Annotated in this window: 27 protein-coding genes and 1 pseudogene; 7 read left to right on the top strand and 21 right to left on the bottom strand. The window is 64.1% G+C overall.

Annotation, left to right across the window (positions count from 1 at the left end):
- Positions 1–276: 276 nt before the first annotated feature.
- The 15 genes from U1872_RS21485 to U1872_RS21415 all read right to left on the bottom strand — a co-directional run bounded on the left by U1872_RS21485 (position 277) and on the right by U1872_RS21415 (position 14,798).
- Positions 277–2,199 carry a type IV secretory system conjugative DNA transfer family protein gene (locus U1872_RS21485; RefSeq protein WP_332794922.1) on the bottom strand — a complete coding sequence of 641 codons (1,923 nt, stop codon included), beginning with the start codon at positions 2,197–2,199 and terminating at the stop codon, positions 277–279.
- A gap of 13 nt (positions 2,200–2,212) precedes the next feature.
- Entirely contained in the window at positions 2,213–3,235 is a 1,023-nt protein-coding gene (gene virB11 / locus U1872_RS21480) for a P-type DNA transfer ATPase VirB11 (RefSeq protein WP_332794921.1), read from the bottom strand.
- 4 nt (positions 3,236–3,239) lie between these two features.
- Positions 3,240–4,547 (bottom strand): type IV secretion system protein VirB10, encoded by a 1,308-nt coding sequence (gene virB10, locus U1872_RS21475; RefSeq protein ID WP_332794920.1) that lies wholly within the window; start codon positions 4,545–4,547, stop codon positions 3,240–3,242.
- A gap of 1 nt (position 4,548) precedes the next feature.
- Positions 4,549–5,556 (bottom strand): TrbG/VirB9 family P-type conjugative transfer protein, encoded by a 1,008-nt coding sequence (locus tag U1872_RS21470; protein WP_332794919.1) that lies wholly within the window; start codon positions 5,554–5,556, stop codon positions 4,549–4,551.
- 1 nt (position 5,557) lies between these two features.
- The gene (locus tag U1872_RS21465; RefSeq protein WP_332794918.1) at positions 5,558–6,235 is read right to left on the bottom strand and encodes a VirB8 family type IV secretion system protein; all 678 of its coding nucleotides are present in this window, start codon (positions 6,233–6,235) and stop codon (positions 5,558–5,560) included.
- Between the two features lie 437 nt (positions 6,236–6,672).
- Complete coding sequence (locus U1872_RS21460; RefSeq protein ID WP_332794917.1) at positions 6,673–7,737, bottom strand: type IV secretion system protein; 1,065 nt, start codon at positions 7,735–7,737, stop codon at positions 6,673–6,675.
- Positions 7,738–7,782: 45 nt separating this feature from the next.
- Complete coding sequence (locus tag U1872_RS21455; RefSeq protein WP_332794916.1) at positions 7,783–8,055, bottom strand: hypothetical protein; 273 nt, start codon at positions 8,053–8,055, stop codon at positions 7,783–7,785.
- 2 nt (positions 8,056–8,057) lie between these two features.
- On the bottom strand, positions 8,058–8,783 hold the full coding sequence (locus tag U1872_RS21450) for a TrbJ/VirB5 family protein (protein WP_332794915.1): 726 nt from the start codon (positions 8,781–8,783) through the stop codon (positions 8,058–8,060).
- 1 nt (position 8,784) lies between these two features.
- Positions 8,785–11,151: a VirB4 family type IV secretion/conjugal transfer ATPase gene (locus U1872_RS21445; protein ID WP_332794914.1), complete on the bottom strand. Its 2,367-nt coding sequence runs from the start codon at positions 11,149–11,151 to the stop codon at positions 8,785–8,787.
- Complete coding sequence (locus U1872_RS21440) at positions 11,144–11,479, bottom strand: VirB3 family type IV secretion system protein (protein WP_242098719.1); 336 nt, start codon at positions 11,477–11,479, stop codon at positions 11,144–11,146. Before U1872_RS21440 ends, U1872_RS21445 begins: the two co-directional genes overlap by 8 nt.
- A 1-nt stretch (position 11,480) precedes the next feature.
- Entirely contained in the window at positions 11,481–11,801 is a 321-nt protein-coding gene (locus tag U1872_RS21435; RefSeq protein WP_332794913.1) for a TrbC/VirB2 family protein, read from the bottom strand.
- A gap of 21 nt (positions 11,802–11,822) precedes the next feature.
- Positions 11,823–13,151: an LPD7 domain-containing protein gene (locus U1872_RS21430; protein ID WP_332794912.1), complete on the bottom strand. Its 1,329-nt coding sequence runs from the start codon at positions 13,149–13,151 to the stop codon at positions 11,823–11,825.
- Positions 13,148–13,747 (bottom strand): lytic transglycosylase domain-containing protein, encoded by a 600-nt coding sequence (locus U1872_RS21425; protein WP_332794911.1) that lies wholly within the window; start codon positions 13,745–13,747, stop codon positions 13,148–13,150. Before U1872_RS21425 ends, U1872_RS21430 begins: the two co-directional genes overlap by 4 nt.
- The gene (locus U1872_RS21420) at positions 13,744–14,097 is read right to left on the bottom strand and encodes a hypothetical protein (RefSeq protein ID WP_332794910.1); all 354 of its coding nucleotides are present in this window, start codon (positions 14,095–14,097) and stop codon (positions 13,744–13,746) included. Before U1872_RS21420 ends, U1872_RS21425 begins: the two co-directional genes overlap by 4 nt.
- The gene (locus tag U1872_RS21415; RefSeq protein ID WP_332794909.1) at positions 14,094–14,798 is read right to left on the bottom strand and encodes a lysozyme family protein; all 705 of its coding nucleotides are present in this window, start codon (positions 14,796–14,798) and stop codon (positions 14,094–14,096) included. Before U1872_RS21415 ends, U1872_RS21420 begins: the two co-directional genes overlap by 4 nt.
- 569 nt (positions 14,799–15,367) lie before the next feature.
- Between U1872_RS21415 and U1872_RS21410 the strand changes: the two genes are divergently transcribed.
- The 3 genes from U1872_RS21410 to U1872_RS21400 all read left to right on the top strand — a co-directional run bounded on the left by U1872_RS21410 (position 15,368) and on the right by U1872_RS21400 (position 17,328).
- Positions 15,368–15,832, top strand: a complete 465-nt coding sequence (locus tag U1872_RS21410) for a hypothetical protein (protein ID WP_131534619.1) — start codon at positions 15,368–15,370, stop codon at positions 15,830–15,832.
- A gap of 51 nt (positions 15,833–15,883) precedes the next feature.
- Positions 15,884–16,207 (top strand): single-stranded DNA-binding protein, encoded by a 324-nt coding sequence (locus U1872_RS21405; RefSeq protein WP_332794908.1) that lies wholly within the window; start codon positions 15,884–15,886, stop codon positions 16,205–16,207.
- 251 nt (positions 16,208–16,458) lie between these two features.
- Positions 16,459–17,328: a DUF7146 domain-containing protein gene (locus U1872_RS21400; RefSeq protein WP_332794924.1), complete on the top strand. Its 870-nt coding sequence runs from the start codon at positions 16,459–16,461 to the stop codon at positions 17,326–17,328.
- A 173-nt stretch (positions 17,329–17,501) separates the two neighbouring features.
- On the opposite strand, the gene U1872_RS21395 is transcribed toward U1872_RS21400, so the two are convergent.
- Positions 17,502–18,404, bottom strand: coding sequence for a LysR family transcriptional regulator (locus tag U1872_RS21395; RefSeq protein ID WP_332794923.1), 903 nt, complete (start codon positions 18,402–18,404; stop codon positions 17,502–17,504).
- Positions 18,405–18,500: 96 nt separating this feature from the next.
- On the opposite strand from U1872_RS21395, the gene U1872_RS21390 reads away from it, so the two are divergent.
- Both U1872_RS21390 and U1872_RS21385 read left to right on the top strand, forming a co-directional pair.
- The gene (locus U1872_RS21390) at positions 18,501–19,364 is read left to right on the top strand and encodes an SDR family oxidoreductase (RefSeq protein ID WP_332794907.1); all 864 of its coding nucleotides are present in this window, start codon (positions 18,501–18,503) and stop codon (positions 19,362–19,364) included.
- A gap of 40 nt (positions 19,365–19,404) precedes the next feature.
- Positions 19,405–19,878 (top strand): AtaL-like protein, encoded by a 474-nt coding sequence (locus U1872_RS21385; RefSeq protein ID WP_131534478.1) that lies wholly within the window; start codon positions 19,405–19,407, stop codon positions 19,876–19,878.
- Positions 19,879–20,125: 247 nt separating this feature from the next.
- On the opposite strand, the gene U1872_RS21380 is transcribed toward U1872_RS21385, so the two are convergent.
- Entirely contained in the window at positions 20,126–21,043 is a 918-nt protein-coding gene (locus U1872_RS21380; RefSeq protein ID WP_332794906.1) for a LysR family transcriptional regulator, read from the bottom strand.
- A gap of 108 nt (positions 21,044–21,151) precedes the next feature.
- Between U1872_RS21380 and U1872_RS21375 the strand changes: the two genes are divergently transcribed.
- Both U1872_RS21375 and U1872_RS21370 read left to right on the top strand, forming a co-directional pair.
- Entirely contained in the window at positions 21,152–22,165 is a 1,014-nt protein-coding gene (locus tag U1872_RS21375) for an NADP-dependent oxidoreductase (protein WP_131534484.1), read from the top strand.
- A gap of 68 nt (positions 22,166–22,233) precedes the next feature.
- Positions 22,234–22,536: a putative quinol monooxygenase gene (locus U1872_RS21370; protein WP_131534485.1), complete on the top strand. Its 303-nt coding sequence runs from the start codon at positions 22,234–22,236 to the stop codon at positions 22,534–22,536.
- Between the two features lie 156 nt (positions 22,537–22,692).
- Here U1872_RS21370 and U1872_RS21365 read toward each other — a convergent pair whose 3' ends face one another.
- The 4 genes and pseudogenes from U1872_RS21365 to U1872_RS21350 form a co-directional block, all read right to left on the bottom strand.
- The gene (locus U1872_RS21365; RefSeq protein WP_131534486.1) at positions 22,693–23,316 is read right to left on the bottom strand and encodes an SOS response-associated peptidase; all 624 of its coding nucleotides are present in this window, start codon (positions 23,314–23,316) and stop codon (positions 22,693–22,695) included.
- A gap of 50 nt (positions 23,317–23,366) precedes the next feature.
- On the bottom strand, positions 23,367–23,636 hold the full coding sequence (locus U1872_RS21360) for an HU family DNA-binding protein (RefSeq protein WP_131534487.1): 270 nt from the start codon (positions 23,634–23,636) through the stop codon (positions 23,367–23,369).
- 211 nt (positions 23,637–23,847) lie between these two features.
- Complete coding sequence (locus U1872_RS21355) at positions 23,848–24,291, bottom strand: hypothetical protein (protein WP_131534488.1); 444 nt, start codon at positions 24,289–24,291, stop codon at positions 23,848–23,850.
- A 428-nt stretch (positions 24,292–24,719) separates the two neighbouring features.
- Positions 24,720–24,836, bottom strand: a pseudogene (locus U1872_RS21350) (IS5/IS1182 family transposase); the annotation flags it as partial.

The raw sequence follows: 24,836 nt of genomic DNA, 5'->3' as shown, positions 1-24,836 counted from the left end.
GTAGAACAGCGCGCCTTGTGCCATCTGCCGACCCATCATGACCGTGATCCCCTGCCGCCTTGCAGGAGTGAATCACGCCCTCGTCACCGTCGCAAGCAGCCATTTTTCAACAGCCTCGAACGGTTGTGACACCACTTCTCGACGTGGATCTGGCCCGCTTTCGCGTTCGAGACGCATTCTGAAAATTCGCGTGTTTTCCCGAGCAACGATCGATGCGGGAAGGTCCAGGCTGTCTCGTTTGTTCTAGGCGCATCCGGCCGCGCGGAATTTCTACGTTTACGCAGCCTTGGCTTGCACCATGACAACGCCTTCGAAGAGCTTGGCGACGCGCTCGTTTGGCGGAACTGCCAATGCCGCGGCGATAGCGGCCTGGTTCAATCCACGCCGACCCGTTGCAGTTGCCACGTTGGTTGCAACAGATCCCGAGATCGGCGTCGCGCCCGGCGTCGACGAGGCGGCACTTGAGTCGTCGGGCGCCTGCGTGGCCTCGATCACGCGGAGACTGTTGGCGGCGACCGCCGGGTCGACGCGGATTTGGGGCATCTCCGGAGCAGGTATCTTGGTCCGTGCCGAGAGCTTCTTCTCAACATAGTAGCGAACCTTCTTGCCGTAGGTCGCATACATTCCACGCCGAAACACAATCAGATCGTCCTCCGGCAGCAGCTCGACTTCCTGCGGAAGCATCAGTGGTCGGCGCTGATCGGAGTCCGAGGTGGAGCCGCCCCCGCCGCCCCATGTGCCCATCGAGCGCGAACGCGCCTTGAACGTGTAGCTGCCGAGCTGATCAGATATCTTCTTGGCTTCGGCCAGACCGGCCGGACGAAGCACAAGCCGCACCGCGCAGTTCCGCTCGATGTCGGCCGCCACCTTGTCCCCATAGACGCCCTGGATCTGTTCGAGCGACTGGAACGCCGGCAGCATCCGCAGCCCATAGCCGGCAACATAGCTGAAGGCATTCGCAAGCACGGTGCATTTGCCCAGGCTCGCGAACTCGTCCAGCGCGAGCAGCACCTTGATCTGATGCTTGTTGCCCTTCGGCAGCTCGCGGACGTTTCGGTCGATGAGCTGCTGGAAGAGGAGGCCGTAGATCGGCGCAACCCGCTCCAGGTCATCCGGTGACACGCCGAGATAGAGCGAGATCCGCTTGTCCCGGAAATCGCTCAGATCGAAATCGCTCTCGGAGGTGGCCGCATCGACATAGGGGTTCAGCCATCCGTTGATTTTGGACGTGACCGACTGGCGCAATCCGGAGAACGTGTTCGCCGACGAGCCGGTATAATCCTTGATCGCCGAGACGCAGCCTTCCGACAGGGGCTTTCCGGCCCTTTTACGATCGGCGATGATCTTCGGAAAACGCCGCTGGGCGTCGCTGGCCGCGAACTGGCGGTACACCTCGCCGAGCGTGAAGGGGAGGGCGTCCTCGCCATCGTCGACGGTCGCGGCGATATAGGCGGTGATGCCGAGGAACGCGGTTCGCGCGCCTTCGGCCCAGAACTTCTCGCCGGTGAGCGGATCGGGATAGAGCATCGCCGCGATCTTCTGAAGCTCGTTGATGACCTCCACCGGGTCATGCCGGTTGATGTAGCTCAGCGGGTTCCACCGCACGGTGCGGCCGGTGGGATCGAGCGGGTTGAAGAGCAGCACCTGCTGCCCGAGCACCTTCAGCCGGTAGCCCGCCGTGTTGTCGTAATTCTCCTGCTTGATGTCGAGCACGACGAGGGAATCAAGCCAGTCCAGCAGGTTCGGGATGATGACGCCCACCCCCTTGCCGGCGCGCGTCGGGGCCTCCAGCATCACATGCTCGGGCCCGCCAAAGCGCATCACCTTCCCGCCGAACTTGCCGAGCACGATGCCGGCCGGGGCGAGCATCTTGCCGTTGCGGACCTCGCCGACCCGGGCGAAGCGCGCCTCGCCGTGGAGCTTCTGCCGTTTGAACAGCGTGGACACGACGATGATAAGCGTCAGAACGATCCCGATCCCGAAGCCGAACAAGAACGGCTGATAGACGATCGGGTAGCCCTTCAGCGCCCACAGCGCGGCCGGCACCTTGCGCCACGGGGTATGGGCGTTGAGGAGGTGGGCGCGCCACAGGACGACGAGGGCGCCGATCGCGGCGCTCATCGCCAGGCCGATGACGCCGAGGAACGCGATGGCGCCCGGCTGCGACCCTTCGTCGTTTCGCACCCACTTTCCGTTCATGCCGCCATCCTCATCAGTCGGTCGGCTTGCTCGCCGGATCGAACCACACTTCGGTCATGCGATACCGCGCCGGCTGCCCGTCGCCGGGTGGCAGGCGGTGCATCTGCACGACGATGTCGACCAGCGAGCGCAGCAGTGCCCGGATGTCGTGGCGGTCGAGATCGTTGCCGCCTTCCGATTCCTTTACCAGCAACGTCAGCTGCTCGAGCGCGCCCTCGGCGGTATTGGCGTGGACCGTCGTGATCGAACCGGGATGCCCGCTATTGACGTTGCGCAGATAGAAGAAGGCGGTGCCGTCCCGGAGCTCCTGCAGGAGGATGCGATCGGGCCGCATCCGCAGCGCCGATTCCAGCAACTCCTTGGCGCCGGCCTTCTGGAGGCTCTTCCCGTCCTTGGCGTATATCATATGGACGTGGTTGCGCTGGGGCACGACCAGCTCGCGTGTGTCCTCGATCGTCAGGATCCGCTCGTAGTCCGGGATCAGCTTGATGAGCCCCTTCGAGAAGCTCGTCTTGCCGGAGCCCGTCGCGCCGGAAATGAGGATGTTCTTGCGGGCTTCGACCGCCAGCTTGAAGAAGGCGCGCCAGTCGCCCGCCTCGCGCAGTCGCAGCAGATCGGGGTCGACCTCCTCGTACAAGCCGTGCGCGCGGACCTCGCTGAACAGGCCGGCGGCCTCGAAATCATCGATGGTCATCGTCACGCCCGATGCTTTGCGGATCGTAATCGAGATGAAGCCTTGCTCTACCGCCGGGGGAACGACGACCTGCGCGCGCTCGCCGCCGGGCAGGACCGAGGAGCAGATCGGATATTCGGAATTGATGTCCTGCTTGGTCAGCCCCGCGATCAGCTTCGCCAGCGTCATGAGGGCCGCATTGTCCAATGCCGGCTCTTCGTGCCACTCCCAGCCACCCCGCGTTTCAAGGCCGATCATCCCCGGCTCGTTGATAACCAGCTCGGTCACATCGTCGCGCAACAGGTGCCGTCGGATCGGCTCGGCATTATGCTCGTAGATCAGCGACGTCGGACTGGTTGCCACAGCCCTAACGCCTCAATCCCACGTCATAGACCGACCGGAAATCGAAGTCCTTGGCGACAAAAATCGCAGCGGTGTCGCCCTGGTTCTTTTTCAGGATCGGCTTGATGCTCATGGTCTGCTGAAGGACGGTCTGCCCGGTTTGCGCGGGAACCTGCGTGGTGTTGCTCCCCTCGTTGGCAACCGCCCGACCGGCGATCTGCGAGGCATCCTCCAGCACCGAGATGACGAGCCCGACGCCGAACCGTGCCCAGAACTGGGTATCGACACCGCCCGGCAAACCTGCGCGACCGAGGCTATCGGCTGCCGGTGACCCGAGGTTGATCGCGACGCCGCGCGGCGTCAGGGCGCGCGTCCACAGCACGAACAGGCGTGCTTGCCCCTGGGTAATGCCACCGGAATATTGCCCGAGGACCTTGGTCCCCTTGTCGAGCAGGACGATGCGGCCGTTCTCCGAATAGACATCGTGATTGATGACGCAGGACACGAACCCGGCCTGCGTCGAGTTGATCGCCGTTTGGAGTGTGCAGGGGATAACCGTACCCGCGCTCAGCAGAAGGTTGCGGTCTGCGACCATTGTCGCCCGGACCGTCTGGATCGCGGCATGGCCGAGCTGATCGCTGAAGTCGGTCGAGCCCTTACCTGCTTCGGCCGGCCTATCTTCGCCCGGCGCTCCGAAGCCACTTGCGCCCATGCCACGCCGTGCCACGGTGGATTGCCCACCACCACGCGGGTCGTCCAGGCCCATACCCTGTTGTGCATCCGCACTCGGCGCGGAGGCGGGAAGGGTGGCCGAGGCCATTCCGGTGTTGCCGAAAGCCATGATCGGCGACCGCCGCGCCGCATCCGCCATGGCGCGCGCCTGCTCGGCACGTCGCTGCTCGGGAGATTGCTGCCCGTTCGCCGTGGAAGGGGTTGTCGTGGCCGTTGCCGGCACCGGATTTCCGTTGGCATCGGCGACCGGTGTCCCGGGGGCTGGGGCGATCGGCCGCCCGAAGATGTCGGTCTGCGCCGCGCCGGGCTGGCCCAGCTGACCCGCGAGCGCCGCTCGCTGCGCGTTCGGCGATCCCATCACGTCGTCCACAGAGCGGTCACTGGCCTTGGCGGGCTGTGCTGCAGCCGTGGTGCTGGCCGATTGGTGGAACGCACCATAGCCTATCACGATGCCGCCCACGGCACCGAGCAGGCCGATGCCCGCACCGATGAGTGCGATATTGCCCCACCCGCCGCTACGCGCGACCGGGCTATCCACCTCGCCTGGAGAAACGGTATCGGCAGCGACATCGCCGCCGCGGTCAATGACGGTCCCGGCCATGTTACTGCCCCTTCACTTTGCGCTCGACGACATTGGAAACGGTGCCCGTTCGATCGCCCCGATCGTTCCGGAGCGGTGCCTCGTTGTAGATGCACAGCACCGTCGCCCCGCGCCGGAGGCGCAGCTGACGATAGACCGCATGGATCACGACGAAATCCTCGCGGACATCGTAGGGGACGATCGTCTCGGTCCCGTCGACGTCGACTGCGAAGATCGAGGGAATGTCGGCGTGGCCCGGATAGCGCAGCACGGTGAACTCGCCGTTGTCGGAGATCTCGGTGGGTTGCAGGGCGGCGTCGCCCTGCACGGTGTAATTCATGTTCCGGGTGCCCTCGATCACCGCGTGGTCGAGCGCGGCGGTGGTGATGGTCGTCTCGACCGCCTTGGCGGCCTGGACCTGGGCAACCTGCAGCTGCAGCGCCGCCATCGCCCGTTCCTCGCGCGGATAGCGGAACCGCACGCCGTACATCGTGGCGCCCGTCCCCAGTGCGAGGTTGAAATGATAAGTGCGCGGCACGCCGCCCGCGTTGGTGACGACGATCAGGTTGGTGCCTCCGGCCCTCTCGCGGGGTTTGAGGAAGACGATGTTGCCGACGGGCGCGATCTGCCAGGAAACCGTATCGCCCAAGGCGGCCTGCGTGACGGTTTCACCGGGCCCGAACTGGATCTCGATCGCGTGCCTGAAACTGCCGACGATCGTCACCACCTGGTCCGGATCGTAATTGACGTTGCGAACGCGAGCGTCCTTGGCCCCGGGGACAGGGGTCTCCGACGCGAACGCGGCGTGTGGCGCCAGCGTGACTGCCGCGGCACCCACGATCGAGAAAGCGACGAGGCGGTGCCAGACCGCCCCGACCCCGCGCCAGAAGCGGTTCTTGGCACCATCCTCGGTCAACACCAACGCCGTCTCCGGCGGTGACAGGCGAAGACCCAGTTTCTTGCGGAGCGCGGGCATGAAGGGGATGGCGACACGGTCGCCATTGTCCGACGTATTTGGCTGGTGGATCATGTCACGCCTCCGGGTCAGATCGATAGTTCACGACCTGGAAGCCGAGCGGATTGATGTTCCGATCCTTCTCGTGCTCCGGTGCCGTCGTGTATCTGAAGGTCATGATCGCGTTCCAATTCTGCGCGATCGGCGTGTTCTGCCCGAAGGTGATGATCTTCGTGAAGCGGACCTGCGCCACGGTAGGACTGAGAAAACTGATCGTCCGGATCGAGATCGAGACGAAGCCCTTGTCGCCGTAGATGTTGGAGGGTGCGTTCTTGTTGTTGGCCTGAACGCTGTTTAAATAGCGAGCGCTCTCCGCCTGATCGCTGGTGAGCATGACCGTATAGGCGTTCTCGCGCGCGGCATCGTTGAGCCACCCTTCGCGCAACCGTACATATTGCGAGATGAAGTAGCGGTTGACCGCATCCTCATAGGTTCGAGGCTGCGGCCCTTTGAGCGCGGTCACGACCTGCGTTTCGCCGGTGCTTCGGTCCACCCTGATGACGTAGGGTTCGACGGTCTTAAGTGGGCTGAGCATCGCGACAGCCGCAACCGACGCCACAGCGAGCGTGCAGGCCCCCGCAGCGACACCCCAAGCGAGCCGCTTGGACTGGATCGCCGCGCGCATCCGATCGTATTCCCACGTCCTCGAGGTCTCGTAATATTTCTCTCGATCTTCGGCCTTCACCGCGCCCATGGCGTCGATCCCTTCAGCATGAGGAGTAGGTCGGCGCGACGTTCTGCTCGGACGTGCGTGGCGCCGATCGCGGGAGATTCATGGCCCCGGGTCCGATAGGGGCGAAAGGCGCGCTTCCGGCACCGGGCACCGGGGCTGGGGCGGGGAGCGGCACCGGCGTCGGCTCGCGAGACGGCGGAGCCACCATAGACCGCCCAGCGCCCTGCTGTGACGCTGGCAGGGGTACGGGTAAGCTCGGCAGGATCGACCCGTAGAGATTGGCGGGACGCCGGTGCTTGCCGTCGCACACCGAGACGGGCTTGATACGAGTGCCGGTGCAGCCGCCAAGCGCAGCCAAGCCTATCGCCACGATAATCAGCCTTTTCATACGGTCTCCGTTCGTAAGTTACCGCGCCCGCGGTAATCGTTATTCGGGGTTCGGGACTGCCCAGCCGGCCTCAAGTGGACCGAGAGGCCGAGCCTCCCGTGCCGCCGCCCCCTGCGGGGGGACGGTTCGCCTGCGTCGCGCGCCGGAACATGAGCCGATTGGTCAACATGTTCGCCCCGGTCTGCAGGAAGCCATGGCCGCCGGATGACGCACCACCCGAGATGCCCGCCGCGATGGCGGGCGACTGAAAGAAGAAGATCGTGCCGACGATGTAGATCGCCGCGCAGGCGATCGTCGCGACGAGCATCACCGCAGCTTTCAGAACGATGTAGCCGTTCTGCGCCATGACGAAGGATGAGCCATCCTCGGGGATCGACCCCATGATACCGTCCATCGCGGCTTCCTGGAGCCCGGTGATGAACTTCGTCATGATTGCCATGACGACCATCAGCAGAATGAAATTGACGGTCTGCTTCAACCACCCGTCGAACAGCCAGCGCGAGGAGTTGAACAGCAGACACGCCAGCGCGAGCGGTGCGAGCGCCACGCAGATCGCGACCGACAGCTTGGCAAAGATGACGATGCAAAAGCCGATCGACGCCGACAAGAACGCGAAGATGTAGAGGACGGCGACGCACAGATAGGTGATCAGCGTGGCGCTGAGCTGGATCACGGGGGTGCGAAAGTCGGTTATCCCCTTCTGCTCTTGCGATTGGACTTTCAGGTTCGCATTGACCAGCTTCTCCGACAGCTTGCCGGTATCGGAGACATAGGTGTCGAAGGTGGTCCCCGGGTTGGTGACGGGCGTGCCGGATCCAGCCGCGATGATCTCGCTCGGCAAGTTGGTGACGACGTTCACCACAAACGCCGAATAGCCGACGGCACTAGCAGCTGCGAGGGCGAAGCCGACCTTGCCGGCCTGGAATACCAGCTCGCGCAAGGGAGCCTGGATAGCGCCTCGCAGCACGGCGAAGCCCAGCAGCAGGAAGTAAATGATCGCCGCCAGGGCCAGAGGCGCTGCGACGAAACTTACGAGCCCCGACCCGAAGCTCGCGACCGAGGTCGCTATGGCGGTCTCCACATACGAATACATCGTCGTGAAGAGCGTCATGATGTTGGGCGCGGCGGCAGCCATTACGTGAGGTTCCGATCTTCGGCGAGCAAGGCGCGGCGGTTGAAACTACTTTTTGCGGACCGTGCTCTGTCTGAAGAAGTCGGCCTCTTCGCTACCGGCCTTGGTCTGGGCGGCGGAAATGGTCGCCTCTCCGGTCGTCGCGCACAGCCTGGCCTTTTGATCTGCAGGGAGATGGCTGTACTGCCCCGTGTCGCACTTCGCCTGCCACTCCGTGAGGAGCGGCGGACTGGCGATCAGCTCCTTTGCGGTAGGCACCGCGACGTTCTGTTGGCAGCCGCAAATGACCAGCAAAGCGCATAGGGAGAGTATTTTTCGCATCATTATTTCCTGATCGTGTTGGCGCTGAAGAAGGCTGCTTCGTCGCGACCAGCCGCCACTTGCGCCGCGCTGATCTGCATGTTCGCCTGACCGGCTTGTGCCATCTGGATCGCCTGCATCTTGAGCATGTCGTTCTGAAGCTGCGCCTGCTCGACGGAGATACGGGCTTGCAGGTCCATCACGTCCTTGGGATCCCTGGCGCTCGACAGCTGTTCGCGGAGCTGGTCGAGGCCCTGCATCCGGGTCTGGGTGATGCCGAGCATATTCTCGCCCAGCGCCGCCGTGGCGGCCGACGAGCCCGTCGCATCCCTGAGCGCCTGGCTGTAGGCGGCGTCCGCCTCGGAGGACGACGTAGCCGGCAGCAGGTAACGAGACTGGATGCTCGACGCGAGCGAACCCAGCGAACCGATCTTCGACAGGTCGCCACTGAGCAACGTCGCGGCGTCGATCGTCGTGTTGGGCAAGATGTTGCGCACCTGCGCGGCGAGAAGCTGCGGCGCGAGCGCGTTGACGTTGGTCAGCTTCTGAAGCGAGCTGAGCGTGGTCGTCGCCGTCTGGATCTGCTGCTTACCCTGCTCGATCATCTTGACCGTGTTCTGGACCTGCGCGAGCGCTTGCACATAGGTAGAGGTGTCGAAAACAGGGATGCCCTGAGCAGCGGCCGGCGATGAAAACGCAGCGAACGCGACCGGCGCGGCTGCTACCATGATGATGCGCTTGAGCGACATGTCAGCTTCTCCTTTGGTTGGCATAGAAATGCGGCAGCCACGCCGCGGGATCGTTGCCCGCTAGGGCAATGGCCTCCTCCATGGCGACGAGGGTCTCCTCGCGGCCGGAAAGCACTTTCAGCTCGTTGGGCATCCCGCCGAGATCGAGTTTCGCGACGATCGACGTGTGCCCTTGCTTCACCAGAAAAGTGCGGCTCTCCGGCGTTAGATCCTCCCGGATCAGCCGGTATTCCGCGTCCGTCAGGCCCAGCCCGTCGCAATAATCCGATCGCTTGGCGTCCGAGTTGGGAAGCAGGATCTTGGTCGCCGTCTGCTCGATGATCGAGTGTGCGATCGGCGAGCGCAGCGCATCGGCCGGCGACTGCGTGCCGAACACCATGAAGGCGTTGCGCTTGCGGAAGGTCTTGAGGCCGTCCTGCGCAAATGCCCGAAAGGCATCGTCCTGAAGCGCCTTCCAGAACTCGTCGACATCGACCACGACGCGCTGCCCGTCCAACAGCTCGTCGACGCGGTGGAAGAGGTACAACATCGTCGGGGTCCGGATTTCCGGGTTCTCGAGAAAGTCCGTCATGTCGAAGCCGATGAACCGCGCCGACATCGACACCTCGTCCTGCGGCCCGTCGAAAGCCCAGCCGAGCGGGCCGCCGAGACACCAGCGCTCCAGCCGAGCGCCGATGCCCTCGGCATCGGCGTAGCCCAACATCTCGCGCAAGGCGCTGAACGAGCGTGAAGGCGCCGGCAGGCGCATCACCGCCTCGATACCCTCGTCGATCAGTCGCTCCTCCGCGACGCTGAGCGGCCGGTTTTCCCGGCGTACCAGGACACGGATGAACTGCCGCAGAAACGCGATATCGTGCGGAGACGAGGTCAGGCCCTTCAGCGGCGCAAAGCCGGTGGGCTCGCCGTCGCGCAGCGCTAGATAGGTGCCGCCACAGGCGCGGACGAAGATTTCTGCGCCGCGGTCCTTGTCGAAGAACACCTGTTTCGCACCGGTCTTCTCAAGCTGCGCCTGCAGGAAGTTCTGCAGCACCGTCTTGCCGCCACCGGTCGGCCCGATGATGAGCGTGTGGCCGATGTCCGCCCGGTGGAAATTGAACCAGAAGGAGGAACCCGCGCGCGTCTTGAGCAGCGTCACCGCCTCGCCCCAGTGGTTTCCCGACTTACGGCCGGCCGGGAAGGTGTAGAACGGGCTCAGCGCCGCGAAATTGCGCGTGTTGATGACCGCGGGGCGCGCCCGCATCTTGAAATTGCCGGGCAGCTGCGCCCAGAAGGCGGCCTCCAGCGCGACGTCCTCACGCGCCATGACCATGCCCGTATCGGCCGCTGCCGACCTTGCAATCGACAAGCGCTCCAGCAGCCGCTTCGGGTTCTCGTCGATGACCGCGATCGAGAGGTGATGCTCGCCCATGGCGAAGCGGTTCGCCATTAGATCGTCGACGCCCTCGAGCAGCTCCTCCGCCTGGCTGACGCCGGCATCGTTCGAGGAGACCATCTGCTTGTACTTCTTCGTGAACCGGTCGCTCGCAACCGACTTCACCAGCGGTGCGAAACTCTGTGTCAGCACAAACGGGAAATCGAGCGTGAGCAGGCTGTTGAACTGACCGGTCCGCGTGCTGGCGACATATTCGCGCACGCCGAACATGCCGAGGTAATGCGACGTGTGCGGCAGCCGGATCTCGGCCGCCTCGCGCCCGAACACCACCCGTGAGGCATACAGGGCTTGGCCCAACCTGCCGTCGAGTAGCGGCACGCGGATGCGGTCGCCGGTCAGGATGAAGTGCAGCACCTCCATCGGCCGTGAGAAAAGGACGCCGTTGTGCTCGTAAAGCGATAGCGGCTCCGGCGCGACGTCGGCGAGCAGCGTTTCGAAGTCGCGGCACTTGTCCGCCATGATCGTAAGCGCGCGATCGTCGATTTCGGTGTTGGATTTTCGTTTCGAGAAGAGCCGCGTCACTTGCTCCCCGGCCATGCTCGACGGCCGGACGATGATCGTGACGTAGAACTCGTTGTGGTAGAGAACCTTCTCCTTCAGCGTGTCGGCGTATTTCTCCTGCAGGGCTCGCGCGAAAGCGGAATGGAAATCGCCCCCGAGAACGGGGTCGGTCGCTGTCCGCACGAGATGGGTCCACATCGCGACGCGATCGTCACCGATCGAGCGCCACGCGATATTGAGCTTGTTATGCCATGTGTTGAGGTCGGCGGTGTCGCTGGTCTCGAACGGCCGCCCATCGACCCGGTACATGCGCATGACCGAGCCGTCTTCGAGAGCGACCAGCGTGTCGTCGACGTGCCGCGTGTAGGGAATGAACTTGATGTCATCGGTCTCGCGAACCGCGATCTTTTTATGCTTCAGCCTGGAATCAGTCATTGCCGAAATGCTTCCGCTTCACGCCTTTGGCGAGGCGGACGGGAGAGTAGCTCCCGCCTCCCCAGAACTTGCGGTTCTTGGATAGAAAGCCGGTCTGGAACCACAGGCCCCAAAGCCGAAACGCATTGAAGTCGTAGTGACAGATCATGCGCGCCGGGAAGTAGAGCGCCCCGAACAAGGCCAGGGGGTAGAACGGATTGTGGAAGATCCCCCAGAACACCATGCAGACCATGATGATCGGCAGGATCGCCTCGAGCGGCAGCCCCATGAACACCGATGGCCTGGTCAGGGCGAGGAACACCTTATCCTCGGCGAGCTTGTCTTCCATGTTACGCCGATCCGCCCATCCAGCCGACGATCGTCGCTGCCGAGAAGATGATGCCGATGCCGATCAGCACCGTGACCGCTTTGCCCCAATCCATCCGGCCGGTCAGCTTGGCATAGCCGACCGCCATGACGGCGATGACGCCGACCACGGATGCGACCGTGGTCATCCACGTCTTGATGGTGTTGAGACCACCTTCGATTGCGGTGCCATCGGCAAAGGCCGGCTGCGCGATCGAAATGAGGGCGAGCGCACCGGCGAAGCCGATGACCTGCCGGGCGCGGGCGTCGGACATCATGCGGCGCATGGGTCGAGTGAACTTCATACGGGTCTCCATGGCTTGAGGTTACCTCTCGAGATCGTGGGTGGGTCGGATCGGCTCGACCTGCCGAACAAGCGTCGGCTCACGGACCGAAACATCCAGGCCGCGCCGCAGCACGTTCGAGATCATGTGGCGGCTTTCCAGGCTCGCGGACGTCACCCGGTCCGCGTCGCCGTCGAAAGCCGCACCGAGATGCCGATCCATCGCCGCCTGCGCCTGCAGCGCGTTGGCGAGGCGCGGCTCGGCGGCAATCCGCTCCGCCCCGCCATGCAGGAACAGCTCGGCAAGTTCGTCATTCTCGTGACGTTGCTCGGCAGTGGTTTGATGGAGGCGCTCCTCCCGCGCGATCGATGGTTCCGGTTCAGGCTGCCGTCCGGGCGTGGCCGTCGAACCTGCGACCAAACGGTCTTCGCGCTCGCGGGCGACCTCGTAGGCCAGCGACACGTTCGCTCCGGCTTCCCTGGCGACCTCGTTCCGGTTGAGACCGGACCGGACGAGGTAGATCGCGTCCGCGACCTCGCCGTCCCACGCCCCCTCGCGCGCCATCCCGCGCAGATCGTCGGGTTCATAACCGGATCTGGCGAAAGCGCCGACGAGCGTCGGGCTTTCCAAGGCCCGCTCCAGCGCCCCGTTGAGCGCATCCCTGTTCAATTCGATGCGCTCGGCCTGGACCTCCCTCCGCAGCGGCTCCATGTCACCGCTGACGGCTTCGTGGAGCGCCTTGCGATCCTGCGTGTGGACGCTCACCGTCAACAGGAGCCGCTTGTCGGCGTCGGACAATTCGATGCTGTTGTCCCCCGGCACCGCTTGAGGCGCGCCGTTCCTGTCCGCATCGGCCGATCGCGCCAGGATCGTCGTCTCGACCACTTCGTCAGCCGCGCGCGCAGCGACGAGTTCGACAATGGGAACCGGCTTCTGCGCCACCTCACGCTCGGGTCGTGCGGCATCGGCGCGACGCAGCTCTTCCATCCGCGCCTGCTCGTCGAACGTCGGCTCATAGCCGCGTACCGTCAGGCCCTCGCGCGACGCGGCCGTCCACACGGCCTGGCGAAACTCGGGCGAACCTTCGACGTCGATCCCCTCCCAGCCATTATGCTTGGCGATCGTGACCAGGGCTGAGACGGTCTCGGGATCCTCGTTTCGCGCGACGATGCGATCGCCAGCGATCTCGATCGACGGACTCTCGCGATCTGTCGGCAGGAACATGCCGACGCGGCGCTCGCTGCCGTCAGAAGGCTCGATGATCCGGACCTGATACCGAGTCGCCAGCTCGGGCGGGATCTGGAACGCTGCCTGTCCGGCCTGCGCCTCCGCGTCGCGTCCGCCCCGCGCAACGCTGTTACTGGGGCTCATTTAAAGACCTCGACGGCGTTGGTCGCGATCTGCCCAATCACCCAGCTGTCGTTGTCGACCGCCGGCTTGGTCGGGCTTGCCGGGGGAACCGCCGCAGACGGCGCGCCCGGAACCGGCGGGAGCGCCTGGACCGTCCCCATGCCGCTCGCGGCCGACCAGACGCGGCCGACATAACCGTTGCGGAAACCGCGCGTCAGCGTGCCGGTGTTGTAGAGTGAGTAAGTCGCGGAGATCGCATCCAGCCCGGTATAATGCCGGATCGCGAGGCCATACCCCGCCTGCAGCATCGAGGAGGCGAGCCCCAGGTTGGTGCAAGGGTCGAAAGCCTGCTCGGCGGTGACGCCCAGCCGTGCGAAATTGGCGGAGTTTACCTGCGCCAGGCCGACATCGACCGTATAGCCGGCGGCCAAGTACCGGCGCACCAGCGCGGCACCTTCGGCGATAGACGTGGCGCGGACGCGCGGCCCCTTGTTGACATTGATCGCCAGATCGTCGCCGCCGCTTTCGGTCATGACGAGCGGAACGACCGCCTCGGTCGCGATCTCGGGCGCGCATTGCTGCGCGAGCACGATGAGCGCGGCGACAGCGTGAATCATTGCTGCGTTACCGTCTGGTAGCGGGTGTCGAGCGCGTACCGCGACGTCCCGCCATCGGCCTGCGTCACGATCAGGTCGTAGCCGTGCTTGGCCTTCTTCGTCTTGATGCTGACCCCGGTGCAGGTCGGGAACGAGCCGCCCATGGCGAGCGCGTTCCAGAGCTTCGTGATCGGAGGAACGCACTCGGCATATTTCGTCGGCGACCCGGGCGTCGCGAGGCAAAGGACCACCTGGCAGCCCCAGTCCGACGCATAGGCGGGTTGCGGGGCCGCAACCGCCACGAGGCCGGCCGCGCACAGCGCGACCGCGCCGCCGGTGCCGCCCAGCTTGTTCACGAAACATCGGATCATGAGCCACCTCCATGAGCTGCGCGCCATTCTTCGGTTGCGAACACGTCCCACGGCGGCGAGGCTTTCGCGGCAGAGGCGAGGGCCGAGGCGGGCGCGGCCGGCGCCTGGACTCGGACGGGCGGCGAAGACGGCCCGTCGCCTTGTGCGACGGTGAGGAGCCAGTCCTCGTCTCCTTCGATCGGTCGGGTCCGGTCGATGATCTGTCCGGGTCGCGCGAACGCTACGTGCCAATGGTTCGAGTGACCGCGATCTCCCGGCCCGAGCAGCTCGATGATACGGATACCGCTCTGTGCCATGAGGGCGCGGATCTGGTCGCGGTCGATCGAACCGACTCCGCCCGCCGGTACGAAGTCGACCGCTTGGCCGACCTTGTGCCAGCTATACCGCGCGCCGTAGTTCGCGTTCATCGGACGGATTGTGTCGGTAACCCGCGCACCGAAGGCGCGCCGGACCATGGCCGCCACGTTCGACACCGTGGGGGTATCGGCAACCAGCGTGCCATTCGCCCCGTCATCGACATGCGAGAGCGCGCAGACATCGAACACCGATGCCGGCGTGACGCCGTACGTCGCGAAGTTGCGGCCGCTGATCGCTAGTGGGCCTGCCTCGAAGTCCGCGCCCAACGTGATGAGATCGCGAACGGTCGCCTCGGCATCGGCCTGGGTGACAGGTTGATGGGTGAGGACCGCGCCAGCGTGCACGGATATCGCGAATGACGCCGGCGCCGGCGCTCCGGCCCCGGCTAGCCCGGCGGCACAGAGTTCAATTGCCTTCGATACGATACTGTTCGGAAGCACATCAATGCACCGTTGTTAAAACATACTCGAGCAGATCTCAGTGATTTTGGATATCTGCATTCTTAAGGTAAATGCAGGATTCCCAGCAAACAACGGCATGTTTGGATCGAAATAGGCATTATCTTGGAGCGAACCCACGTCGTCTCTTGTGACTGGAGACGCTTTATTGCACCGTACTCTTTGGAATTGTGGTGCGGAAGCTCGCGATAGGTAAAAGGTTCAGCCCGCCAACTAGCCAAGCGTTGTTTGATGGCTAAGCATTTGAATGGAGATACGGCGATGGGCTGGTGAAGCTGCTAGCTTTCTCGGGAGGCTTGGCGCTCTTGATAGCCATCGCCTCTTGGCATCGGCCGTTCGACAGCAAGTGGCCTGTGACACGTGGTGCGGTTCCGACCTGCAGCGTCGCAGCCACGCATGATTTCTGCGCTGCAGTTGCTGGCCTCTCGACGGCGCTTCGCAATCCCCTCTTGCGGATGGACCGTGCCGACATCCTGCCGCCTCGCGGCACGCCGGGATCGATCGATCCTTCTATCACCCAAGCGAATATCGGCACGACGATCTGCCGACCCGGCTATGCCCGATCGGTCCGCCCCGCCTATGCGGTTACCGAGCCGATCAAACGGCGCTTGATGGCCGCGCAGCATCCGGACGAGCCTTTCGCCGATTACGAACTCGACCATCTGATCCCGATCTCGCTCGGCGGGGCGCCGCTTGATCTGCGCGATCTGTGGCTCCAGCCCCGGCGCGGCCAGGCGAACGCGGCTGACAAGAATGCCTTGGCGTACGTCTTGTGGCGGCTGGTTTGCGAGCGCCGCTTGCCGCTTGCGACGGCGCAGCAGATCATCCGGCGCGACTGGACGGAGGCCTACGACACATACGCGACGCCCGAAAATGTGGCGCGCTACCACTTTCGGCACCGCCAGGAGGAGCGCGACTAGCCTCGCGCCGGCCAGCCGGATCCGTCCCCAACACCGACGAAGGAGGATATCATGCCACAGAATATTGCCGAGTTTCGGATCATCGGTCGCATCGGCAAAATCACGGCGCGGGAGAAGGTCACCTATGCGAGCGTGGCCGCCAATTATAACCGGCGCGACGGCGACGACTGGAAGACCGACACGCTTTGGAACAGCGTCGTATGCTTCTCCAATATCGGACCCCAGGTCGAGGCAGCCGGGAAGGGCGATCTGGTGCATGTCACCGGCCGGGTCCGCGAGAGCAATCACGGCGAAGGCAACGAAGTTGCCTACCGTACCGAGCTGATCGCCGACACCTTCTCGATCCTGACCAAGGCCGAAGCCGAGAATAGCTGATGAAGGGCGGGAGCGGTGTGGCCGCACGGCTCTCCCTCCGCTGCTCTCCGGCCGAGCCCGCTCGGCGGTCTCGGCCCGGTCGGGTGACGATCCTCGCTCGGGTCGTCGTCGAGACGAGGGAGATCGTCGCGCCGCGCTCGGCCGACAGTCGCCTGCCGACGATCCGGAGGGGAGGATGCCGCCTGCGTCTTTGGTGATATTTTCCGGAGGCCAGCGTGATTGAAACCTACACGTTCTACAGGACAAGTCCGATGGCGCGACTACCGCTCGATGCCGAAATTCGAGCCAAGAACATCGTCGAACAGCTCGGCGGGGTATGGCGCGGCACCCGCGGCGAATGCCGCTGCCCCGCGCATGACGATGGCTCGCCAAGCTTGTCCGTCAGGCTCGGCGATTCCGCCATCCTCTTCCACTGCTTTGCCGGCTGTACCGCGTCCGAGGTGCTGAAGGCGCTTCAGCGCAGGAAGCTCAATGACCGTTCTGCCGTGGCGATGCCGGAAGGTAAGCCGAAGCGCGACATGGGCGCGCTCGCCCTGCGTCTCTGGAACGCCAGCTCGCCAATCGCGGGCACGCTCGCCGAAGAGTATCTTCTCGCACGCGGCCTGTCCGCGCCCTACCCGAAGGCGCTACGCTTCAACCCGGCGACCATCCTCGGCTCCGGCGCCGATAGACGCGTCATGCCCGCGATGATCGCCGCGGTCGAAAACGACCTCGGTGTCGTCGCGGTTCAGCGTACCTTCCTCGCGTCCGATGACGTGCTGCGGAAGCCCATCCCCAAGCCGAAGGTCGCCTTGGGACTGCTCGGCACGGCCGCGATCCGGCTTGCGCCCGCGACGCACGAGTTGGGCCTTGCCGAGGGGATCGAGGACGCCCGGTCGGCGACGGAATGGTTCGGGACGCCCACATGGGCGCTCGGCGGCGTCGAACGGCTGGCTTTCGTCGCGATTCCCGAGAAGGTGCGACGCGTGATCGTCTATGGGGACCGAGGCCGCGCGGCCGAACGCCTGCTCGAAAAGGCGCGCGATCACCTGACAGCGAACGGTCGCGAACTCGTCAGCTGTGTGCCGGAACATCATGACGACTGGAACGACGCCTGGCGGGCGCATTTGCGGGGCATATGAAGATGCAGTGACGGCAGCTCATCCTCAACGGCTATCTGTAGCGCTCGAAACGATGGTTGCCCGGAGGGGCACTTCCCCGCTCCGAGCGTGCAACCAGTCGTTCGTCACGAAAGCCTGACGCGAAGCTTGCGTCTGACGAGGCGCTTTGGTCTTCATGGCACGACATTGAGCTCCTATTTCGCCAAATAGGCCGCGAGCTCGTCGGGCGTTCCCTTGGGGAATGCTTCCCGCAGATAGTCGAGGAAGGCGGACACGCGCGCGCTCAGCAGCCGGCGTGTCGGATAGAGCGTCCAAAGCGCGATCTCCGGTCCATCAACGTCCCCCCAGCGCACGAGCGTGCCATCGGCAAGATCGTGACTTACGAGCGACACGGGAAGACGCGCGGCACCCACGCCTGTCCGAACCGCATCGCGCACCATGACCAGCGATGATAAGCTAAGCATTGGGGTTACGGCGATCCCCGACGGGCCCGCAGAGGTCGTCACGGTCCATACGTCTCCGGGTGGTGCTGATCCCCGCACGACCGCCGGCACAGACGATCCGTCCGTGGGCAGCGTCAGGTCGGGGCTCGCTACAACTACTAACCGATCACGTAGGAATACCCGCCCGACGAGACTCTCGTCCGGCTCCGGATTGACCCGGATCACCAGGTCGTATGCTTCCTCAATCATGTCGACGGACCGGTCTTCGGTCGTGACCTCGAGCCGGACGTCTGGGTGCTTGAGGGCGAAGCCCGCGGCGAGTTTTCCCATGGCCGTTTGGGAGAACAGCAGGGGCGAACTGATCCGCAGCTTGCCGCGCGGGTTGTGCCCGCCTGACGCGATTGCCGCTGCCGTCTCGTCGAGTTCGGTGAGCAACTGCCCGGTTCGTTCGAACAGGGCACGCCCCTCCTCGGTAAGCTTTAATACGCGCGCCCCGCGTTCAAACAGGCGCAGATCGAGGCTCGCCTCCAGTTCCGCGACGCGGCGGGACAGTGTCGCCTTGGGTCTCCCAGCCGCTCGGGAGGCTCTTCCAAAGCCGCCGTGGCGGGCGACGAGATTAAAATCGGCAAGTGCGAGAAGGTCCATCTGTTCCACCAGCAAGACGGAGTGTCCAGATATAGCGTCTACCGGGTGGGATGTGGATCGCTCATTTCAGGGTCAGCCCAACGGCCCAACCCAGGAGCAACTTTCATGACCATTCTCGTAACCGGCGCGACCGGCAATGTCGGACGCAACGTCGTCGAACAGCTCGTCAACCGCGGTGCCGACGTCCGCGCCCTCGTTCGCAATACGTCCAAGGCCAGCTTCCCGGCTGGCGTCGAGGTCGTCGAGGGCGACCTGCTCGACGTCGACACGCTGCGCAGCGCCTTTGCGGGCGTATCGACGCTGTTCCTGCTCAACGGCGTCGTCGCCGAAGAATACACACAGGCGCTCGTCGCTCTGGCGGTGGCCCGCGAAGCCGGGATCGAGCGGATCGTCTACCTCTCGGTGATCCACGCCGACGTGTACGTGAACGTGCCGCATTTCGCGGGCAAGTTTGGCGTCGAGCGCATGATCGAGCAGATGGGGATGAACGTCACCATCCTGCGCCCCGCCTACTACATGGACAACGAGATCACGATTCGGGACGTGATCACCAGCCACGGAATCTATCCAATGCCGATCGGCGACAAAGGCTTGGCGATGATCGACGCGCGCGACGTTGGCGAGATCGCCGCCATCGAGCTGATCCGCCGCGAGCAGTCGGCCACACCGCTCCCGCTCACCCGCATCAACCTTGTCGGTCCTGACACGCTGATCGGCACCGATGCCGCGGCAATCTGGACCGACGTTCTTGGCCGACAGATCGCCTATCCGGGCGAGGACACAGCCGGGTTCGAACAGAATTTGAGGGCCTTCATGCCGAGCTGGATGGCGCTCGACATGCGGCTGATGGCCGAGCGCTTCCAGACCGACGGCATGGTTCCGGACGCCGGCGATGTCGATCGACTGGTCGCGCTGCTGGGTCGTCCGCTCCGCTCCTATCGCGAGCACGTCGCCCAGATCGCGGCCTGAACACCGCTGCCCCCAAATTGCCAATCCAAGGACACGCACCATGATCTATTCGACCGCCACCGTTCCGGTGAACCCCGATGGTGAAACCAAATTGACCCGCGAGCAGGTCTGGAAGGGCCTCGAGATGAAGGCACGCGACGCGCGCCTGTTTCTCCCGCCCGGCCTTTGCACGCGCTGCGACGTGGTGGAGGCGAGCGCGACCCACTTCGTGCGCGAGGCCACCATCGCCGGCGCCGACCTGCGCGAGATCATCGCGCTCGAGCCACTGAGCAAAGTAACGTTCTTCCAGGCGACCGGACCGCGTGAAGGCGCGATCGTCAACGAGCTGTTCGAGGACGAGGTCGGCGCGCTGCAGCTTAAGTTCTACTGCTATACCGGCCTGCGCGGCAAAGAGCCGAACGGCCCCGAGGAGAAGGCCGAGCAGGCGCAATTCGACAGCGAGAGCGGCTACCGCGCCGCCTTGCTTTCCACGCTAAAGCGCACCCGCGAGATGCTCGCCGAGGGCAAGCTCTGACCCTCCGCGTTGCGTCGTCCAAAACCAAGGCCAAGTCACCGGGCCGACCTTGTTCACGATAACGGTGGGCAACGGCCGTCTTGTCCCGCCAAGCCGCCGATGTCCCGCAGCCGGGTCAACTCAAACACTTTTGAGCACGGGCGAGATCGCATCTCGCCCGTGTCTATCTCGAATGATCGAAGGTTCACGGTGGTCAGGCATCCGCCTTTCTGGCCGAAACTTTCGGGAGCCGCCCTGTCACGCCGGATCAATCTATCTTGGATATCTCCATGCGCTCGATGAAAACGGCCTCCAGCATGGAAAGAAATGCGCGCACGGCTGGGTTGGCGCGTCGGCTTGCCGGCCAGAGCACGGTGACGTTGTTTCGCTCGACCGCGAATGCAGACAGCACGGCGACCAGTTCGCCGCGCTTCACGTAGGGAGCCGCCATGAAGGACGTACTGATTCCGATCCCGCCGCCTGCTGCCAGCACGCCGAGCACGGCATCGCTGGCGTCGGCGACCACACCGGCATCGGGTAATATCTCGACCTCGCGGTCGCCAATCCGGAACGGCCAGCGGAAAGTTTGGCCAGTGCTCTGATACCGAAGGTTGACGATCTCGTGCCCTTTCAGATCGTCGGGAGTGGCCGGGGTGCCGCGCTCGGCGAGATAGGCAGGCGAGGCGAAGCAACCGAGCCGATGGGGTGCAAGCTTGCGCGACAATAGGCGGGTATCGGCCAGGTCGCCGATGCGGACGGCGACATCGACCCCTTCCTCGACAATGTCGACCATCCGGTCGCCCAGCCTAAGGTCGATCATGACCTTGGGGTAGAGCCGGCGGAAGGCTGGTAAGGCGGGAGCGATCAGGTGGAGCCCGATCGGCAGCGAAGCGGCAACACGCAGCGTACCGGATGGTTCGGAGCGGGCGCTCACTGCAGTCTGCTCGATATCCTCCGCCTCGCGCAGCAGGCGCAGCGCGCGTTCGTGCAGGTCGCGCCCCTCGGGCGTGAATGTCAGCGAACGCGTCGTGCGGGTGAACAGCGGCACCCCCAGCTGGCGTTCGAGCCGTTGGATGCTTTTGCTCACCGCAGAGGGGGAAATTGCCAGCGAACGTGCCGCCGCTGTGTAGCTGCCCAAAGATCCGGCGCGAGCAAAGGCAATTAGGCCCGTGAGCCGATCCAGCATGATATGTTCCGCCATGGCATTACTTAACCGCCACTCGGGACGATTATCAATCGAACGAGGCGCCCTTAGATCTGCTTCAACGACAGCAACCGAGCGGAGTTTAGCCCGATGAGCGAAGTGATGATGGCAGTCCGTTTGCACGCATTCGGTGGTCCCGAAGTGCTGGTTTACGAGGATGCGCCGAGGCCCGAGGCGATGCCCGGCGAGGTACTTGTCCGCATGGGGGCTGCAGGCCTCAATCCGCCTGACTGGTATCTGCGGGACGGCTATCGCGCACTGCCGCCTGAGTGGCAGCCTGACGCGTCGTTTCCGCTCATTCTCGGCACGGATGTGTCGGGCGTCGTCGAAGCGGTTGCTTCTGACGTTGGCGGGTTCAGCATCGGCGACGAGGTCTATGCGATGGTGCGCTTCCCCGATGCCTTGATGACCGGCAGCAATGCCTACGCAGAGTATGTCAGCGTCCCGGCGTCGCACCTCGCGCCGAAACCAGCCGGCATCGATCATGTTCAAGCCGCCGGCGCGCCAATGTCGATCCTGACGGCATGGCAGTTCCTGATCGAACTTGGTCACGACGAGCCGAACCCTTTCCAATCCTTCCTGCACCAGCCGGTGCCGCTCGAGGGCAAGACCGTACTCATCAACGGTGCCGGAGGCGGCGTCGGGCATTTGGCCGTCCAGTTGGCGAAATGGCGCGGTGCTCGCGTCATCGCGGTGGCATCGGCCAAGAACGAGGCGCTTATGCGCGAACTCGGCGCTGACCAGTTCATCGACTATAAGGCGACCGCGGCAGAAGAAATCGTCCGAGACGTCGATCTTGTTCTCGACGCGGTGGGCGGCGCGAACATGGAGCGTTTCTTGTCGGTTCTGAAGCCGGGCGGCGCCTTGTTCCTGGTCAACCCGTTGGGCTTCACGGGTCATGACGAGGCGGAAACCCTGGGGATCACGGTCTCGTCGACACAGGTTCGATCGAACGGCACGCAGCTGGCACAGGTCGCTCGCCTGCTCGACGAAGGCACCGTCCGCGTCATCATAGACAGTGTGTTCCCGCTGGCCGAAGCGTCGCGCGCGCATCAGCGCGCCGCGAGCGGCAGTATCCAAGGCAAGATTGTGCTGGCCGTCTGATCCGACGCTCCCGCCCGCCCGATCATCGGCATTGCAGACGATCGGGCGGGCAACCAAGGTAGATCATCATGCTGATCATTATGGGCTATATATACGTCGAGCCCTCGTCGCTCTCCGCGTTTGTCCGCGACATCCAGAACCTCGCCGTCGCGACGCGGCAGCGGGAGGGAAACCTTTCTTATGACGCGGCTGTGGACGATCCACGTGCCGGCCGCCTCCTGATCGCCGAGCGCTGGAAGGATCAGGCCGCCCTCACGGCACATCTCCAAGCTATCGACACCACGGCATTCGTTGGGCGGTGGGCCCATGCGATCAGAGGTGAGATCCTCAAGTATGACGCCTTGCGTGGCCGGGGCTTGCTGGAGGAGTAGCGAGCAAACCGCCCGCCCGGCAGGCGCGAAATGGTTGGTGCGTCGTCCACACACGGACTCTTCCTTGTAGTCCGGCCCGGACACGATTGCGGGCTGCTACAGCTTTTGGTGTCAGCAACTGACAGACGCGGGTGGTCAGGCGAGACCAAAAGCGCGTCAGCCGAGCCGCATCAACTGGGAAGGGTAGGGGGCCACGAGTTCCTTCAGATCGTCCCATGGCGCCGATAGCCACCGATCATAGTCGTCGTCGTGAAGGATCACTGGCATCGCTTTCGGATGGATCGGCGCGACGATTGCATTCGGCTCGGTGGTCAAAAAACCATAGGCATTCCCGCGCTCTGTCGGTCGCCAGATTCCAGCAAAGGCAAAAATTGGGCGACTGGGCACGTCGAACCAGTGCAGCGGCTTTTTGCCGTCCTCACCGGGCGCGATCCCGAACTCGGAGAATGCCGTCACCGGGACCAGGCAACGGCGCGCCGGGGTCGTTAGCATGGACCGCCAGAAGCTCGAGCTGAGATTGCGTACGTTGGTCACGTACTTGGTGAGCTTGACCGCTGGGTCGCGCTTGCTCGGCACCTGGGTCGGTACACCCCACTCCATCCGCTCGATCGTCCGTTCGGTGCCGTCCTGAATGACAACCTGGCCGTAGAACGGCGTCTTCTTGCCGGTTGGAAAGATGTCGGGGGCTGGGAAGGTCTCGTCCGGTTCGTACGGTGGCCGTATGCCAAACGTCACGGCGATCTCCGCCTGCTTTGCCGTCAGCCTGTATCGATTGCACATCCGAGCACCCTTTGGCGGTGCCGGCGAGTTCACCCGCCGGCATCTTGGTCTTAGAGCTTGTCCTTCAGGCCCTTGGCGGGCGTGAAGGAGACCTTCTTCGACGCCGCGATCGTCATCGCCTCGCCGGTCGATGGATTGCGGCCCTGGCGCTCGGGACGATCCTTGACGACGAACTTGCCGAACCCCGCGATCGAGACCTCTTCGCCCTTTGCGGCCGCGCCTGCGATCTGCTCGAACACCGCGGCGATCGCCGCTTTGGCTTCTGCCTCACTCGTGCCTGTCGTCCCGGCGACACCCTTCGCCAGCTCACTGATATTCATGCTGCTTACTCTCCGTTGTGGAACCGGCCGGACCTTAGCCATGGCGAGCGACGATACAACGATGCGGCTCGACAAGGCGCACCTCGCGGCCGTCCGCTCGATGGTCCGCCGGCTGACCGATCATGCGTGTTCGAGGTATATCGGGCCGCGTGCGGGCAGGAGCCGATCGCCGAGCTGGCGGCGTGCCGATACGTTGCCGCGGGCTGGATATCTAACGCGCGCCGCGCTCTCGCGTGACGCGCGGATCTTCGTACAGGTCGCGGATCGCGCGCAGCCGAAACACGTTCCACCAGCGCTGCCATCGGTGCTCGGCCGCATCGTGGATCATATGGCAGCGCTGGCAGAGCGCCGCGAGATTGCCGGGCAGGCTGTTCCCCGGATCGTGGTCGAGGTGCGCACAAGCTAGCACGACATAGGTCGTTCGTACTGTCGCAAGGACGAAGCCGTCCTTGAGCGCGATCCGCTTCCCACGGCCGGAGCGCCAACACAGGGCATCGTTGTCCCACCAGCGACCGTCGCCAAGATGAGCGACCCGCCGCATATGCGGCCTCGAGCAGTGCTCGCAGCGTGCGCCGGCGCGATCGAACCGGATCACGTCCGACAGCTGCGCCCAATCGATCGGGTAAAGCCAGCGGTTTTCGGGGCGGATCGGCATCACGATTCTATGAGTCAGCCGATGGCAGAACGGAAGCAAAATCTACTCGGTTTGTTTTCGATCTGTTGCGTAGTCGTTCTGGGGTGCCGGCAACTGGCAGTTGGTAGCCGGTTGCTACCAACTGCCAGGGCTCGTGCTCGATTGCTTTGCGGGACTGCGTGGTAGGCGTCCGGGTCACCGGACGTTAACGTCCGGTGCCTGTAATGACGATGACACCCGATCCCAACCGGACAAGTCCGTCCATGCAGAACTTGAGAGCATGGAGTGTATCGCGTACACCGGTATTGCAGAAAGACCTGTAAGGCGACTTGTCCCGACCGCATGTTGGGCGAGCGCCGTGGCTACCCAGGAGTGAAAACCCCGGTTGCCGGCCATCAGTCCTGCACTCCTCCAGGGCCGCTCTTCGAGGCGGCTCTTTCTTATTCAGACTAGGCCGTAGACTCATAAGCGCGCAGCCACAGCCGCATTGAGGCGAGCTGGACCATCGCGAGGAAGTTCTCGGCGAGTTTGTCATATCGGGTGGCGACGCGGCGGAAGTGCTTGAG

This window comes from Parasphingomonas frigoris (assembly GCF_036663815.1).
In the GTDB taxonomy this organism is placed as follows: domain Bacteria; phylum Pseudomonadota; class Alphaproteobacteria; order Sphingomonadales; family Sphingomonadaceae; genus Sphingomonas.
Note: the sequence above shows the minus strand (reverse complement) of the source record. Positions and strands in the feature narration are given on the sequence as shown.

Coding starts and splice junctions, on each gene's coding strand:
- U1872_RS21420 (WP_332794910.1), bottom strand. CDS start 14,097: ATGATCCGATGTTTCGTGAACAAGCTGGGCGGCACCGGCGGCGCGGTC.
- U1872_RS21365 (WP_131534486.1), bottom strand. CDS start 23,316: ATGTGCAATCGATACAGGCTGACGGCAAAGCAGGCGGAGATCGCCGTG.
- U1872_RS21450 (WP_332794915.1), bottom strand. CDS start 8,783: ATGTCGCTCAAGCGCATCATCATGGTAGCAGCCGCGCCGGTCGCGTTC.
- U1872_RS21460 (WP_332794917.1), bottom strand. CDS start 7,737: ATGGCTGCCGCCGCGCCCAACATCATGACGCTCTTCACGACGATGTAT.
- U1872_RS21410 (WP_131534619.1), top strand. CDS start 15,368: ATGGACCGTGCCGACATCCTGCCGCCTCGCGGCACGCCGGGATCGATC.
- U1872_RS21380 (WP_332794906.1), bottom strand. CDS start 21,043: ATGCTGGATCGGCTCACGGGCCTAATTGCCTTTGCTCGCGCCGGATCT.
- U1872_RS21455 (WP_332794916.1), bottom strand. CDS start 8,055: ATGCGAAAAATACTCTCCCTATGCGCTTTGCTGGTCATTTGCGGCTGC.
- U1872_RS21430 (WP_332794912.1), bottom strand. CDS start 13,151: ATGAGCCCCAGTAACAGCGTTGCGCGGGGCGGACGCGACGCGGAGGCG.
- U1872_RS21355 (WP_131534488.1), bottom strand. CDS start 24,291: ATGCCGATCCGCCCCGAAAACCGCTGGCTTTACCCGATCGATTGGGCG.
- U1872_RS21470 (WP_332794919.1), bottom strand. CDS start 5,556: ATGATCCACCAGCCAAATACGTCGGACAATGGCGACCGTGTCGCCATC.
- U1872_RS21385 (WP_131534478.1), top strand. CDS start 19,405: ATGATCTATTCGACCGCCACCGTTCCGGTGAACCCCGATGGTGAAACC.
- U1872_RS21445 (WP_332794914.1), bottom strand. CDS start 11,151: ATGACTGATTCCAGGCTGAAGCATAAAAAGATCGCGGTTCGCGAGACC.
- U1872_RS21435 (WP_332794913.1), bottom strand. CDS start 11,801: ATGAAGTTCACTCGACCCATGCGCCGCATGATGTCCGACGCCCGCGCC.
- U1872_RS21390 (WP_332794907.1), top strand. CDS start 18,501: ATGACCATTCTCGTAACCGGCGCGACCGGCAATGTCGGACGCAACGTC.
- U1872_RS21425 (WP_332794911.1), bottom strand. CDS start 13,747: ATGATTCACGCTGTCGCCGCGCTCATCGTGCTCGCGCAGCAATGCGCG.
- U1872_RS21485 (WP_332794922.1), bottom strand. CDS start 2,199: ATGAACGGAAAGTGGGTGCGAAACGACGAAGGGTCGCAGCCGGGCGCC.
- virB10 (WP_332794920.1), bottom strand. CDS start 4,547: ATGGCCGGGACCGTCATTGACCGCGGCGGCGATGTCGCTGCCGATACC.
- U1872_RS21465 (WP_332794918.1), bottom strand. CDS start 6,235: ATGGGCGCGGTGAAGGCCGAAGATCGAGAGAAATATTACGAGACCTCG.
- U1872_RS21405 (WP_332794908.1), top strand. CDS start 15,884: ATGCCACAGAATATTGCCGAGTTTCGGATCATCGGTCGCATCGGCAAA.
- U1872_RS21360 (WP_131534487.1), bottom strand. CDS start 23,636: ATGAATATCAGTGAGCTGGCGAAGGGTGTCGCCGGGACGACAGGCACG.
- U1872_RS21400 (WP_332794924.1), top strand. CDS start 16,459: ATGGCGCGACTACCGCTCGATGCCGAAATTCGAGCCAAGAACATCGTC.
- U1872_RS21440 (WP_242098719.1), bottom strand. CDS start 11,479: ATGGAAGACAAGCTCGCCGAGGATAAGGTGTTCCTCGCCCTGACCAGG.
- U1872_RS21370 (WP_131534485.1), top strand. CDS start 22,234: ATGCTGATCATTATGGGCTATATATACGTCGAGCCCTCGTCGCTCTCC.
- U1872_RS21375 (WP_131534484.1), top strand. CDS start 21,152: ATGAGCGAAGTGATGATGGCAGTCCGTTTGCACGCATTCGGTGGTCCC.